At 44.0% G+C, this 13813-nt stretch carries 12 protein-coding genes; all 12 read right to left on the reverse strand.

What is annotated here, in order from left to right; all coding sequences use genetic code 11:
- Nucleotides 1-51 precede the first annotated feature (51 nt).
- On the reverse strand, nucleotides 52-1302 hold the full coding sequence (locus tag PMPD1_RS14340; RefSeq protein ID WP_173634687.1) for a lipopolysaccharide biosynthesis protein: 1251 nt from the start codon (nucleotides 1300-1302) through the stop codon (nucleotides 52-54).
- 20 nt (nucleotides 1303-1322) lie between these two features.
- A complete protein-coding gene (gene neuC, locus PMPD1_RS14345) occupies nucleotides 1323-2483 on the reverse strand; it encodes a UDP-N-acetylglucosamine 2-epimerase (RefSeq protein WP_173634688.1) in 1161 nt (386 codons plus the stop codon).
- Nucleotides 2480-3745: a cytidylyltransferase domain-containing protein gene (locus PMPD1_RS14350; protein ID WP_173634689.1), complete on the reverse strand. Its 1266-nt coding sequence runs from the start codon at nucleotides 3743-3745 to the stop codon at nucleotides 2480-2482. The genes neuC and PMPD1_RS14350 overlap by 4 nt, the downstream gene beginning before the upstream one ends.
- Nucleotides 3746-3747: 2 nt before the next feature.
- Nucleotides 3748-4788: an N-acetylneuraminate synthase gene (gene neuB / locus PMPD1_RS14355; protein ID WP_173634690.1), complete on the reverse strand. Its 1041-nt coding sequence runs from the start codon at nucleotides 4786-4788 to the stop codon at nucleotides 3748-3750.
- Nucleotides 4781-5413 (reverse strand): acetyltransferase, encoded by a 633-nt coding sequence (locus PMPD1_RS14360; protein WP_173634691.1) that lies wholly within the window; start codon nucleotides 5411-5413, stop codon nucleotides 4781-4783. Before PMPD1_RS14360 ends, neuB begins: the two co-directional genes overlap by 8 nt.
- A gap of 76 nt (nucleotides 5414-5489) precedes the next feature.
- Nucleotides 5490-6485 carry an NAD-dependent epimerase/dehydratase family protein gene (locus tag PMPD1_RS14365; protein WP_173634692.1) on the reverse strand — a complete coding sequence of 332 codons (996 nt, stop codon included), beginning with the start codon at nucleotides 6483-6485 and terminating at the stop codon, nucleotides 5490-5492.
- Nucleotides 6486-6542: 57 nt separating this feature from the next.
- The gene (wecA, locus tag PMPD1_RS14370; RefSeq protein ID WP_173634693.1) at nucleotides 6543-7589 is read right to left on the reverse strand and encodes a UDP-N-acetylglucosamine--undecaprenyl-phosphate N-acetylglucosaminephosphotransferase; all 1047 of its coding nucleotides are present in this window, start codon (nucleotides 7587-7589) and stop codon (nucleotides 6543-6545) included.
- A gap of 551 nt (nucleotides 7590-8140) precedes the next feature.
- The gene (galE, locus tag PMPD1_RS14375) at nucleotides 8141-9154 is read right to left on the reverse strand and encodes a UDP-glucose 4-epimerase GalE (protein ID WP_173634694.1); all 1014 of its coding nucleotides are present in this window, start codon (nucleotides 9152-9154) and stop codon (nucleotides 8141-8143) included.
- Nucleotides 9155-9205: 51 nt separating this feature from the next.
- On the reverse strand, nucleotides 9206-10102 hold the full coding sequence (gene galF / locus PMPD1_RS14380) for a UTP--glucose-1-phosphate uridylyltransferase GalF (RefSeq protein WP_173634695.1): 897 nt from the start codon (nucleotides 10100-10102) through the stop codon (nucleotides 9206-9208).
- 201 nt (nucleotides 10103-10303) lie between these two features.
- A complete protein-coding gene (locus PMPD1_RS14385) occupies nucleotides 10304-11305 on the reverse strand; it encodes a glycosyltransferase family 2 protein (protein WP_173634696.1) in 1002 nt (333 codons plus the stop codon).
- A complete protein-coding gene (locus PMPD1_RS14390) occupies nucleotides 11302-12249 on the reverse strand; it encodes a polysaccharide pyruvyl transferase family protein (RefSeq protein WP_173634697.1) in 948 nt (315 codons plus the stop codon). The genes PMPD1_RS14385 and PMPD1_RS14390 overlap by 4 nt, the downstream gene beginning before the upstream one ends.
- 16 nt (nucleotides 12250-12265) lie before the next feature.
- Nucleotides 12266-13741 carry an MOP flippase family protein gene (locus PMPD1_RS14395; RefSeq protein WP_173634698.1) on the reverse strand — a complete coding sequence of 492 codons (1476 nt, stop codon included), beginning with the start codon at nucleotides 13739-13741 and terminating at the stop codon, nucleotides 12266-12268.
- Between the last annotated feature and the right edge of the window lie 72 nt (nucleotides 13742-13813).

The raw sequence follows: 13813 nt of genomic DNA on the forward strand, positions 1-13813 counted from the left end.
AAACCGGTGTGATAGTGAATAGGGACATAAATAGCTAAAGACAATGCAAATTTAAAAAGATAACTTCCAAGAAAAACCACAACATCTGGAGGCCAGTAACCAAGTTGCTAAAAAGCGGATAAACATAGAGATAGCAAAAGCCATTGCGACCCCGACAATCCCTTTAATATGCATCATATATAACAAGAGTATGATATTAAATATCCCACAGGAAACAGTCACTAATGAGAGTCGTCCCGTTTGTCTTGCATAAAAAAGATAGTTGGTCACCATTAAATACATGCCTGTAAAAGCCTGTCCCAGACATAACCATCCAATAACGCTAGTTGCTCTGAGATAAGCAGGCCCGGCAACTAGTTTTACAACCAGCGGCCCGATCCAGAAAGCCAGTATCCCAAGAAAGCCTACAATGACAAAGTACAAATAGGTAAAACGGACCATACGCATAATTTGTGCGGTATCATTGGCCGCCAGTATCTTGTACAACCACGGGATCAGAGCTTTATTAATTGCATCAAAAACAACAATCATGCCCAAACTTAATTGCACACCCAACATATAGATGCCTGCCTCGCCCACACCCAACTGTTTATTAATCAGGATACGGTCTATAGCGCTAAGGAAAAAAATTCCCACGATATGAGGAATCAGAGGCACACCGAATTTCAGGGCATCTTTAATGTTGTTATAGTGAAAGCGAGTGACACGAATGAGATTACTGTGGTAAAGAGTAATGATGCTAATTAATACATAGATAAAAGTTGCAATACCCAACGCATTTACACGACTAAACGCGCCTTGTTTGAGCCATAACAATAGAAAAATAGTCAGCACGAATAAAAGAATACTTTGGCTGACCTGCATTATTCCATACTTTACTGCCTGTTCGCGTATTTGCCACTGCCCCAATCGTAACTGAATTATAAATGTTCCTGCAGATATCGCAATTGCAAAGTAGATCCAACTTTCGGGGATATGCAGCAGATTACTTAAAGGAGAGGAAAGTATGGCTGCAATAAAAAATAACCCCAGAGAACTTAGCAACAAAATATGAATACAAGCACCATTATATTCAGCTAACGTTTCAGTCGTGAGCTTATCATAAAAACGGCGGTTTGCTGCCCCTACAGTATTTAAGCCTGTCAGCGCGGCCAGTCCACTCACCAACGTCTGAAACATGGCAATCTGGCCATAGTCGTCGGGTGAAAGATGGTGGGTCAATACAGGAAGAAGCAAGAACGGCACCAGCGCATTCAGAATATTCGATGAAAGATATATACTGGAATTTTTAAACAAACTCATAGTTGTGACCAAGAAAAGAGTTAAATATTGAGGTCATAAAAATCTTTATACTCAAATTCCGAAGTACGCATATAATTTTTAATCACGTCTAGCGCCTTTTCCAGAACACCTTGTTTATAATAAGGATTGGTTGCATTTTCTATACGCGCCTTAAAGACTGGCTCCTGACTGGCAACAATAGCATTAAAAATAGCATCGACTTCACAGACACAATCAATGACTGAATCGCCCCGTACTCGCCCTTTTTGTCGGTCTCCGATATTTATTGTTGGAATGTTTAACGAAGGGATTTCAATCAGCCCCGATGAAGAGTTACCAATAAGACCTTGTGAAAATTTATTCAACGCAAGGTACTCTTCGGGTTTCAACGAGGTGAAATAGCGCGAGTTTGTTCGATGACAATATGCTTTTATTTTTTTAGTTATTTCATCAGAGCCGGTATCAGAGTTCGAACCGATAAAAATAAAATCATAAGTGTCATTTAGCCGTGAGAGGGCATTGATCAACTCCTCAATTTGTCTGACTAATGAAACTTTTGTCAGCGTTTCCGGATGAAATACCACCATAAACCACGGACGGTTGAACGGGCCGAACTTCGCTTCAAGTTCCTCCCTAGAGGGCAAGTCCAGCAACAACGCATTTTCAGCACCCAGCGCTCCGATATCATAAACAGTATCAGGATGCTCCCCCATTTGAATAATCCGGTTACGGTATTCATCCGTCGAAGCCAGATGTAGTCGGCTCATTTTAGTGATAGCGTGCCGAATAAATTCGTCATAATTCCCCAGTGTTTTCTCTCCGCCGTGAAGATGGATAATAGGAATATTATGCATTGCCGCAGCTATCGCGACTGAAAATATTTCGTACCGATCGCCTAGCAACATAATTGCATCAAATTTATTTTTTTCCAGATAGATGCCAAACTCAGTCTGACAGACAGCCATGGATTGGAGTACTTTAGCATTGCTATCAGTATTAATATTTATATCAATTAATTTATCGATCGTAAATCCATCATTTTCAATGACTTTATAAGTAAGTCCATAATTACTGTCACAATGCATACCTGTTGCGATGAGCGTCAACTCAATTTCATTATCTTCTTTTAAACGAAGTAAAAGACGTTTCATGATACCGTACTCAGCCCGGGAACCGGTAACATACAATAGCTTCTTAGTCATTTTAGTATTTCCGAAATATCGTTCTCAAGCTGAAGATAAGCAAAAGGAGTAAAGTGTAAACCATCATAGGTAAAGGCATCAGGCAAAGAACCAAAATCATTATAAAATGAGGAGGAAAGAGGAACCCAAGTAACAGAATCATCTTGGCTGAAATGCTGTTGCAATGCCGAATTGAGTCTTAATATAACGTCATTGTGACGTTCCATTCTACCGGTAACAGGAGGAACGGCTAAGAAATAAATATGCACGTTAGGATTCTTTGATTTAAGGCTCTCAATGATTTTTTCTGACCATGTGATGGTATAGCTTTCGTCCCATCCCTCGAGAACAATATCATTAGTGCCGGAAAAGAATAGAACAGTATCACCAACATCTTGGAGTAGTTTCTCATCAAGAATAAACTCGTAGTACTCTTTGCTATTAATCCCGGCTATTCCTAAGTTATTAACATCCTTGCCTTTTATTTTGGCAATATCCCAGTAATCAAAAAGAGAATGACCGATTAACGTTACCGGGCAAACTTTGCTGAACGCATCTTTCTTTTCGAGAATTCTTTTTTTGACAGACTGAAGAAGATTTTCTTTTTTATTCTTTAACGTCTGGATAAAGATAGCCATTTCAAAGTCAAGTTGATCATCAATATCTAATGAATCTCGTTTATTCATAATATAGGCAATACTGTCATGCCCAAAAAAATGTTTTTTAGCCAAGTATTCTTTGCTTTTGCCTATAAATATTGCGCCGTTGGGTGTGTACTCTTTATGATCCTGTCGTCTATAGCAACTAAAATCCAAGTCGAAATTTTTCAGACTCAGACTTCCATCAACCGGTTTAATCAGATCGGCGCTTTTATTACTCTCCGTTACAGAGACAAGAAAGTTTGCCTTAGCAGAGGACTCAAATAATTCTATGGCTTGCAAGATGTGCATTTCATGGCGAAACGGTGAGGTAGGTTGCAGTAAGACAAAATAATTATAACCGACGACCTTGCTTAGCACATCCTCAATAACCATAAAGGATGAAGCTTTGTCAGAAGACAAAGCTTCATTACGCATAATCACTTCTGCGCCATATTTCTCAGCTATAAACTTATATTCAAGGGAATCAGTTGTAACTATAACTCGCTCAAAAATAGCAGCCCTGCATGCAGCCTCAATAGTGTAAGCAATAAGGGGTTTATCGAGGAGACGTAAGATATTTTTATTAGGTAATCCCTTAGAGCCTGAACGTGCAGGAATGATAGCAATCTTCCCCGGAGCCATCCCTACACCTCTTGCTCTTTAAAACCTGCATGAGCAATAAGCTGGTCCGCTTCAAAATCATTCTCAGCCACTTTACCCAACACCTCATACCACGACATTGGACTAATACCATTGCCTGGTCGTTTGGTAGTGATATTTTCAACCGTAAAGACCTCGCCTTTTTGGATATTTCTTTTGGCGACGATAGATTTACGCGCGACGATTTTATTTTTACGCTCAGAATTAGTGACTATTTTTTCAATGCTCCCCAAGGATTTTTCAACCGCCCTTATCCCCTCACAGAGTAACTGTAATTCTTCTGGCGTCACGGAGGCCTTGTGATCCGGCCCCTCAAAATTTTTGTCGAGAGTAAAATGTTTTTCAATAAAGGTTATGCCATAAGGAACGGCAGCAATACCAGCAAAATAACCGGGTGAATGATCAGAAAATCCGATTTTATAGGAACTGAACTGTTTTTTTAATCCAGCAATAGAGTTGAGGTTGACATCCTCAAAGGGAGTAGGATATTCCGTGTTGCAATGCAGGATAGTAATTTTTTCCGACCTCATCCCATTGGTTGTAAGTACGCTCAGCGCCATCTTAATCTCTTCAACTGTTGCCATACCGGTTGATAATACGATTTCTTTATCTTCAATTGGCAAACGGGCAATTTTTTCTAGATAAGGCAAGTTCAATAACTCCCCTGACGGTATTTTCCAAATTTTTTGCTGTCTTGACGCAAGGAAATCAATTGAATCAAAATCAAAAGGTGTTGAAAAAACATCCAGCCCTAACTCTTTAGCATATTCTTCTAATTTAATAAACTCATCATAGGGAAGTTCAAGTTTACGTGTCATTTCTAGCTGTGATTCAGTGTTTCCAGTAACTTTGATTTGATATTCTGCTTTCGGTGCAAATTTGGAAATAAGTTGATCAGCTTTGAAGGTTTGAAATTTAACCGCATTAACACCCGCTTTTTTTGCTTCATTAACCATTTTTTTTGCGAGTTTGAAATCACCGTTATGATTACAACCTATTTCTGCGACAATATAGATTTCAGACATCTTTTTTCCTTTCTTTTAAAAGTCTGGTTGGTGTTCCGGCTACAACGACATAATCAGGAATATTTCTTATAACAACAGAACCAGAACCAATAATACTCGAACAACCAATCTTTAGCTGACCATTGACCACGGTGCAACTGCCGATAAAGGTTTTTTCACCGACAAATACATCCCCGTTTAATACCACGTTAGTTGAAATATTAGAGCAGTATGATACATGATTTCCATGCTCAACAAGGGCTCTGGTATTCACAACGACACAGTCTTCTAAATGAGAATCACAATTTACAATGGCCATCTTGCCGATATAAATGCAGGTTCCCAACGTCGATCGTTTAGATACAATAGCCGTCTTATCAATAACGTTGATGGTTTCTAAATTATATTCTTTTACTTTTTGAAACCAATACGCGCGGTCATCGGGGTCTCCAATCGCGATAAAGAAATAAAAGGCCTCACTAGACGGGACATCATCCAACGTATGTCCCAAGATGGGAAAGTCTTGATGGCGACCAGACTTGAGGCTATCGATAAAACCGATGAGTTCATACTCATCATGATCTAAACTGTCTATAACCGCTTTTGCAAAACCGCCGGCACCAATAATGATTAATTTTTTCCTCATTGAGACACCATCAGTGAAGTGAATTATGAAAGCCCGATATTTAAACAACCGGGTAATGAATAGTTAACGTGCCATTTTATTCAGAAACAAAGGTGATATCGTCCTTTTTTTCATGCACGAATTCATACTTCAGAGTTAGGTCCAGTCCCTGAGATAACGTGTAAGGCGCAGTGAAACCACTGCTGTGTACTTTAGTAGCATCAAACTGCGTGGTGGCACAAAATTTCTTCACACGAACTGCGCTTATAGCATATTTTGTACCTGTTAATTTACTCAGGATATCAAAACAGTATCCGCCCAACATCCCGAGAGGATAAGGCAAATGCACGGAAGGAATTTTCTTTTCAAGGCTTTTTTCAACTTCGGCAACCAACTGATTCATGTTAAGATCAGGTTTATCGACATAGTTAAAGACATCATATCCAGGCTGTATATTCAGAAGCCTAAACTTAATAAATTCGATAATATTACCAACATAGGCCATCGACTTATAATTATTACCGGCTCCAACCATAGCAAATTTCCCCCCAGCGATTTGCCTGAGCAGGTTGTAAACATTGCCACGATTACGTTCGCCAAAAATTACCGTTGGCCGGACAATAGTAAGTGAACGCTGGTCAGGTTCTTTTTTATGCCATTCCCGTAACACCTCTTCGGCCTGCCACTTACTTTTTCCGTAATGATTAAACGGATCTTGGGGATGTGCTTCGTCAGGGTTTTTCTTATTCAGGCCATAAACGGCAACGGAACTGGTAAAAATAATATTTTTAACGTTATTTCTTTCCATTGCAGCAAGAACATTACGTGTTCCCTGAACATTAACATCGTAATATAATGAAGTCGGATTCACATCATCGCGGTGTTCCGCCGCCAGTAAAACAACAGTTTTGAAACCGGACAGGATATTGTCCAGTTGTTCCTGGCTACGAATATCGCCTGATACTGTAATCTCAGGATAAAAATGGCTTTGTTGTTTATCGAAATTGGTGATATCGAAATCATTTTGGGCAACTTCTATAAGTCTTGTACCAACAAACCCTGACGCGCCAATAAACAGAACTTTATCTTTCATAGATTACTCAAAGGGTTATGACTAGTTCTAGCCTCAAATACCATCCCTGAGGCACCACTATTTAATAGCAAGTAATTTTTCAAATGTCATTTTTAACTTTTCTGCGGTATTCGTTATTATGTTCAAGAAAAGGAAGCTGCCAAAGAACAAAACTAACGACCAAAATTCTTCAATATGTAAGCTGCCTAACCAAATACCGATCGTAGCAAATAGCAGCGCGCCTGATAACATTATTGCTAACGTACCACGCCCACTAAACCCCGCCCTTAACAACACATGATGTAAATGTTCTCTATCCGGTTTAAACGGACTGTCGCCGCGGCGGATACGGGCAATCATCACCCGCAACATATCCATTAGCGGCACGGCAATCAGCCATAACGCGGTCACCGGCCGCATCACGGCATCCGGACCCTGCGTGGCGAGAATCAATAACCAAATAACCGTGAAGCCGATAAGCGTGCTACCGGCATCGCCCATAAAGACTTTGAATTTTTTGCCCCACGGAATACCAAGATTGAGCAGAATATAGGGCAGACAGGCAGCCATGAGGCAGAGACACCATAACGCGAGATACTGATTACCGCCCATATAGAAGACCACGCCTAACGCGCCAAAGGTTACGGAAGAGAGCGCGCCTAACAGGCCATCGATGCCATCCACCATATTGAAGGCATTAATCGCCCCAATTACTGCAAATAAGGTGACGACATAACCAAAGGCACCAAGTATCAGTTCGTAACCAAACAGCACCCTACCCAGCGAACCGAGATAGAGACCATCCCACATCATGATCCCGGCAACCAACGCCTGTAATCCAATACGCGGCAGCACCGGCAGATCAAAGCGGTCGTCCAGTACACCAACCATCATCAGCAACGTGGCGCAAATCATATAGATGTCAAAATCGGGCAGCCATGAGGGCTGAAGGGCGTATAGCAGCCACAATGACAGATAAACCGATACCCCGCCAACCAGTGGAATGTGACCGTTATGATGTTTACGCGCATTTGGCTTATCGACCAGCCCTACTTTGCGGGCTGCTTTGCGGGCGATAAAAAGTAATGCCAACGCGCCGAGGAAAACAAGAACGATTTCTTGCATGGTTGCACCAGTAATAAATTGCCTAAAAGTGGTTGAAATACCACGCTACCGCCCCTGGCTTTTCGCTACCAGACGCTTAGGTGATTACCCTAATCAAGCATAGTCAGAGTAAGTTTATTAGCCGCTTTTTTTATCGGGACAACGTCAAAAGCCGCCATCTCCCGTTGATGAATTGGTAACAATTCTCGTACTATCGGCGCGCACAAACAAGCTTAAATTAGGCCGTTTTGGGCTAGCTATCAGAAAAATCCAGGGTGTAAGGTGTTAAACGTTCATTTATTACTCGAAAAGGCGAACATTTGTACCTTAAAAAAGCTTTTGCTTATTGTGCCTTTAAGACTTTTTCCCCTAATGTAAGGGTAAAAAATGTCAATCTGAATACCCATTGTTTTATCTGATTGAGGCACGGTTTAGAAAGGATATGATGGTGAGCGAGCGCCAGAGAACGGACAGGCCATTTTTCAGCCTACAGCGTGGATACCCGGCTTGGCTGCTGTTAAACCTTCACGCCAAATGCCGGGCATCCACAAAAGATTAAATAAATTTAACCATTAACGATAACCTTGCGGATTTTTCGACTGCCAATGCCAGGTATCACGCATCATGTCATCTATACCGCGCGTTACCCGCCAGTTCAGCTCTTTATCCGCCAATGCCGCATCTGCCCAGAAGGCGGCAAGGTCGCCATCACGGCGCGGTAAAATTTGGTAAGGAATCGGCTTACCGCAGGCTTTTTCGAACGCTTTTACCATTTCCAGCACCGAATAGCCTTTTCCGGCGCCAAGGTTATAGGCTTTATAGCCACTGATTGCTGACAAATGATCGAGCGCTTTCAAATGCCCTTCAGCCAGATCAACCACATGGATATAGTCACGCACGCCGGTACCATCTTTGGTGTCATAATCATCACCAAAGATACCCACTTTTTCCAGCCGACCAATTGCAACCTGGGCAATATACGGCAGCAGGTTGTTAGGTATGCCGTTCGGGTCTTCACCAATTTCGCCAGACTCATGTGCGCCAACCGGGTTAAAATAGCGCAGCGCGATAGCCTTAAACTGGTTATCTGCTTTCGCATAGTCCGCCAGCACTTGTTCCACCATCAGTTTTGACGTGCCATACGGGCTGGTGGTGCCGCCAATCGGCGTGGTTTCAACATAGGGAACCGGAGCATTAGCGCCATACACCGTGGCGGAAGAGCTGAAAATAAACTGCTGAATGCCCGCGCTGCGCATCTCCTCCAGTAACACTACCGTTCCGGAGACATTATTTTCATAATATTCGAGCGGCTTACGCGTTGACTCGCCAACCGCTTTTAAACCCGCGAAATGGATAACCGCGTCCACAGTATGCTGAGCAAAGATGCTCCGCAGGCAATCACGGTCAAGGATATCCCCCTCAACAAAAGCCGCTGCTTTCCCTGCCAGCTTCTCAACGCGGCGTAATGACTCACGCGACGCGTTACTCAGGTTATCCAGCACCACAACATCATCGCCACGCTGTAAGAGCGCCAGCACCGTATGAGAGCCGATATACCCTGCCCCGCCAGTTACTAAAATAGCCATCCGGACTCCTTTACCTGCCGCGCAATGCGCGGCGAATAAGAAAAAGAGGGGTTATTTTGCCAGTAATTTCTGGATTTGTTCGCGAAATTCGCGCCCCTGGGTATTACTCCGTAGACCATAAGAGACAAATGCCTGCATATAGCCCAGCTTACGACCACAGTCGAAGCTCCGCCCGGTCATCAGGCAGGCATCAACCGGTTTTTTCTTACCTAAATTGGCAATTGCGTCAGTTAACTGAAAACGGCCCCATGCGCCTGGCTCCAGGGTTTCCAACTCTTGCCAAATATCCGCTGAAAGCACATAGCGCCCAACGGCGAACAAATCGGAACCTAAGGTTTCAGGATGCTCTGGTTTCTCAACATAATCCACAATCTGGCTAACCGCACCTTCATTATCCAGCGGCTCCTGTGTCTTGATCACGGAATATTCAGAAAGGTCGGCATCGGTCATATGCTTCGCCAACACCTGGCTGCGCCCGGTCTCTTCGAAACGCGCCACCATTGCGGCAAGGTTATAGCGCAAGTGATCGGCGGTTGAATCATCCAGCAAAATATCCGGCAGCACCACCACAAAAGGATTATCGCCAATCATCGGGCGTGCGCACAGCACCGAATGACCTAAACCCAACGGCTGTGCCTGGCGGACGTTCATGATGGTGACGCCGGGAGGACAGATCGACTGCACTTCGCTCAGCAATTGGCGTTTAACGCGTGCTTCAAGCAGCGCTTCGAGCTCGTAGGTGGTATCAAAATGGTTTTCCACCGCGTTCTTGGAAGCGTGCGTGACCAGAACGATTTCCTTGATGCCCGCCGCGACGCATTCATCAATGATGTATTGAATCATCGGTTTATCAACGATCGGCAACATCTCTTTAGGAATGGCTTTTGTAGCAGGGAGCATATGCATACCCAGACCCGCAACCGGGATAACTGCTTTAAGCTTGGTCATATTTTTTCCATGTAACGATGTGAAAATGTTGATGAATTATGCATTAAATTAGCTTCATCACAGTATAATCTTTGTCTGAAAATTTGGAAAGTTTAGACTCACCATCTCTTTCTGCTGGAAACTCATGCAATGGAATAAATATGCTACGCAAAAAAAATGCTGATTTAATATCAGCATTTTTATTTTATGTCTTATTACCAGTCAGGATGCCACAAGGCGCATTTTCCGCAATCCGAAGCGCAACACTCGGTAAAGGAAGAAATTAAAACCAGCTATCTTACTCATAATATTGGCGTATTTATCATACACGCGATTATATTTCTGCTGCGTTTCAGGGCTCAACTGCAAACGAGACGCCTTTTTAATTAACATAATATTAATAATATTTAAAATAATCCGCTGTCTGAGATTATTACGGCTTACCTGATTACGGCTATTAACTAATAATGACTCGATTGCATCAATGCTGGAAAGATAGCCGATAATATTCTTTTCACTACGCCCGCTGTTCATTATCGAACCGGGGCGCACGCGACGCTTGAAGAATACACGGTCAGTGACCACCGTTTCCCCCGCCGCAAAGAACATACGCGGCGTAAATTCTTCGTCTTCGTGAATAATAGGCTTAAAAAACAGCCCATTTTCCACCTGAACACGCCGTGAGTACACATATAACCAAGCATTAGGATAAAACACCGCGCGTTGAGAGAGCTGATTAAACGCCTCTTCACCGCTCGAGAATGTCGCCTCCATACCACGGCGATAACGCGGCAGTTTGGTTGCTTCCGCCGCGGCGGCATCGTCGGCCAGCGGGTCAATGAATGACTCCGCAGAGAACGCGTACACCTCTGTATTCGGGTGTTGCGCAACCACCTGATGGAAGCGCTCAACTAAATCGTCAACCAGAATGTCATCGGAATCGAAATAGTAAAGATAATCGCAGGTTGCGGCGCGCGTCCCGACATTCCTCGCCTCACCCAACCCCTGGTTTTCGGTATGGATAATGGTAACGTGCTCTAGCGCCCCATAAAGCGACTCGGCCAGATCGCCAGAACCATCGGTCGAGCCATCATCAACAATGATGATCTCCTCAGGTTGAACCGTCTGGTTCAACACCGAATCGACGGCCAGCGCGAGGTAGCGTTGCACATTATAGACCGGGATCACTACCGATAACGTTGCGCGTGTCTTTGGCTCATTCATAAACTTATCAGCTCGCACTCCGGAACATCTTTAGTCCATGCCTCATAATAGCCTGAGTTCTTACCGTAGGAGTTATCCAGCAATTTGGTTTTAACGCCCAGTAAGCAACAAAGGATATGCCCGTGCATCCGCGAAGTTACTACGGTATCAAATGACATAAAGTAATCATTCACCCGCGCGACCAGGCCATCAGTATAGGTTCCCCAGGAAGACGAGGTACCGATAAGGCCACTGGAAAGCGCTTTGTTCACGCGCTCGGTCCTCTCAAGCAACTTCAGCTTCTTACGATCCTTATCGGTGCAGATATCTTCCCAGTCTTCATATTTATCAGGTGATGGCAATTGGATCTCGGCTGAAACTTTGCCGCCCTCAATATCTTTCCTGATCATCCATAACGTATCCCGCTTGATCTCGGCGCGGTTCTGCTGCGGGAACACGCCCCACAGTGAATGCGCCATATCCGGGCAAAGCTCTACGTCATCGCAAAAATGTTCCTGCAAAATTTTCTGGCTACGTACATCGCGGCAAAAAATCGTTAAATTTTTGTGGCTACGCATAATATTGCCGGACTTCAGCATTTCGTTGTGATCGTTAAAATGCAGTGTCTGCGGCAGGAAGACGATTTTGTGGCGCGGAAATTTTTTCACCACCGCTTCACGCAAGCGTTGGTGCGGCACATACAGGTCGCCAAAATTACCGCCGCCGTGCAGCAGGATAATCACGTCTTCCGGTAAGCTTTTCGTCTCTTCAACATATTTCAGGCTGCTCTTGTCAGTACGACGCGCCAGTACCTGATAATTACGTTCTTTAAAGAACTGCTCGGTTCCTTTATAAATCAGCAAATCACCAACGTTAAGATGAAGCGGTATATCCAGGTACACCACTTTGCTGCCATGAGGTACAACACGATCAATAACAGACAGCTTGTCTTTAAGAATGCTCATTGGATGCATAATAACGTTACGCTCTTAATAATTTACGAAGTTTTGGATTCTTGAAAAGTTGTTGTTTTATCTCAAGAACTAAAGGATCACGACTGATCATCATGGTAATTGCAAAGGCCACGATACCAGCGGAAATCTGTAGAAATAGCATTGCCGCTGCCGGCAGATGCAGCCCCGGAATCATGCCCGCGGCATAGGCCACCACAATGGTGGGAATCGTCAGTTTTAACGGCATCCAGATGCTGTAAATGTAGCTGGAGTAGCTGCTGCCAAGCACCGGTTTGATCAGGATAAAGTAGCTTAACCACGTATTAATTACCTGCACCGCAAGGAAGCCAAGCGCGGCCCCAACGCCGCCCGCCATATGGCCGCCAATCCAGATGCTCGGAATAAATAAAATCAGCTTAAACACATTGAATTTAAAGCTAATGTCAACGCGCGCTTTCGCCATCAGCAAGGAGCCGATCGGGTTACCGATTGAACGCAGTAAACCTACCACACACAGGATTTGCAAAATCGGTGTGATGAAGCGCCATTTCTCGCCAAACATAAACAACACAAAGTTTTGCGAAACCACCATCAGCCCCAGTAATGCCGGGAAATTCAACAGCCCGACCAGCGAAAGCAGCTTATAGAAGTTTTCTCCCAGCTTTTTCTGATCATCCTGGATTTTGGAGAACGCCGGGAACAGAACACGCGTAATAATCGGGTTAAGGCGCGTTGGCGGCATCACTGCCACATTGAACGCCAGGTTATAACCACCGGCGACAATCGCTCCGAGCGTACGCGACAGCACCGCGGTAGCAATATTTGAATTGAGCTGGTTAACCAACGCATCCGCCGTCAGAAACAGGCCAAAACGCAGGTTAGAACGTACCGATTTAAGATTAAAAATAAATTTGGGTGAATACTGTTTTCGCCCAACCCACGATAACAAAATTGTTCTGACCGTCGACATCACCAAATATCCCCACATGGCAGTAATCGCCAGTGGGTAGAACCACGCAGAAATCATCGTGACGCAGAAACCGAGCATAATCGCCGTGGTTTCAATGGCGCCGATTTTGGAAAATTCGAGCTCTTTTTGCAGCAAGGCGCGGAACTGCTGACCGTGTGGAATAACTAAAAACGCAAACGCCAGCGTGCGAATCAGTGGTTCGAGGTCTGGCTGTTTAAGTAACGCAGCAATATCATGGCTTAAAAAGAAAGTGCCGCAAAACACCACAATACCAATGCTAATATTGAGCCAATAGAGCGTAGAGAGCTCAACTTCGGTTAAATCTTTTCGCTGAATAATCGAGTTGGAGATACCAAAATCGGTCAACGTATCGGCGATAAGAATCACCACCATCGCTATGGTCAGCAAGCCGAACTGATGCGGTTCGATCATGCGCGCCAGTAATGTAATCTGTAAAAAGTTAATCCCAATACTGGCGGCGGTAGAGATCGCCGACCATTTTGCGCCTTTTACCGTCTTTTCTCTCAGGCTCATAATCTTCTTCTTTCGTTTTTAATATTGAAGGCGAGCCTTACCCCGCCTCGCCTTCATATTTACCACGGCGGT

Source organism: Paramixta manurensis, from assembly GCF_013285385.1.
In the GTDB taxonomy this organism is placed as follows: Bacteria; Pseudomonadota; Gammaproteobacteria; order Enterobacterales; family Enterobacteriaceae; genus Paramixta; species Paramixta manurensis.

Coding starts and splice junctions, on each gene's coding strand:
- PMPD1_RS14340 (WP_173634687.1), bottom strand. CDS start 1,302: ATGAGTTTGTTTAAAAATTCCAGTATATATCTTTCATCGAATATTCTG.
- neuC (WP_173634688.1), bottom strand. CDS start 2,483: ATGACTAAGAAGCTATTGTATGTTACCGGTTCCCGGGCTGAGTACGGT.
- PMPD1_RS14350 (WP_173634689.1), bottom strand. CDS start 3,745: ATGGCTCCGGGGAAGATTGCTATCATTCCTGCACGTTCAGGCTCTAAG.
- neuB (WP_173634690.1), bottom strand. CDS start 4,788: ATGTCTGAAATCTATATTGTCGCAGAAATAGGTTGTAATCATAACGGT.
- PMPD1_RS14360 (WP_173634691.1), bottom strand. CDS start 5,413: ATGAGGAAAAAATTAATCATTATTGGTGCCGGCGGTTTTGCAAAAGCG.
- PMPD1_RS14365 (WP_173634692.1), bottom strand. CDS start 6,485: ATGAAAGATAAAGTTCTGTTTATTGGCGCGTCAGGGTTTGTTGGTACA.
- wecA (WP_173634693.1), bottom strand. CDS start 7,589: ATGCAAGAAATCGTTCTTGTTTTCCTCGGCGCGTTGGCATTACTTTTT.
- galE (WP_173634694.1), bottom strand. CDS start 9,154: ATGGCTATTTTAGTAACTGGCGGGGCAGGGTATATCGGCTCTCATACG.
- galF (WP_173634695.1), bottom strand. CDS start 10,102: ATGACCAAGCTTAAAGCAGTTATCCCGGTTGCGGGTCTGGGTATGCAT.
- PMPD1_RS14385 (WP_173634696.1), bottom strand. CDS start 11,305: ATGAATGAGCCAAAGACACGCGCAACGTTATCGGTAGTGATCCCGGTC.
- PMPD1_RS14390 (WP_173634697.1), bottom strand. CDS start 12,249: ATGAGCATTCTTAAAGACAAGCTGTCTGTTATTGATCGTGTTGTACCT.
- PMPD1_RS14395 (WP_173634698.1), bottom strand. CDS start 13,741: ATGAGCCTGAGAGAAAAGACGGTAAAAGGCGCAAAATGGTCGGCGATC.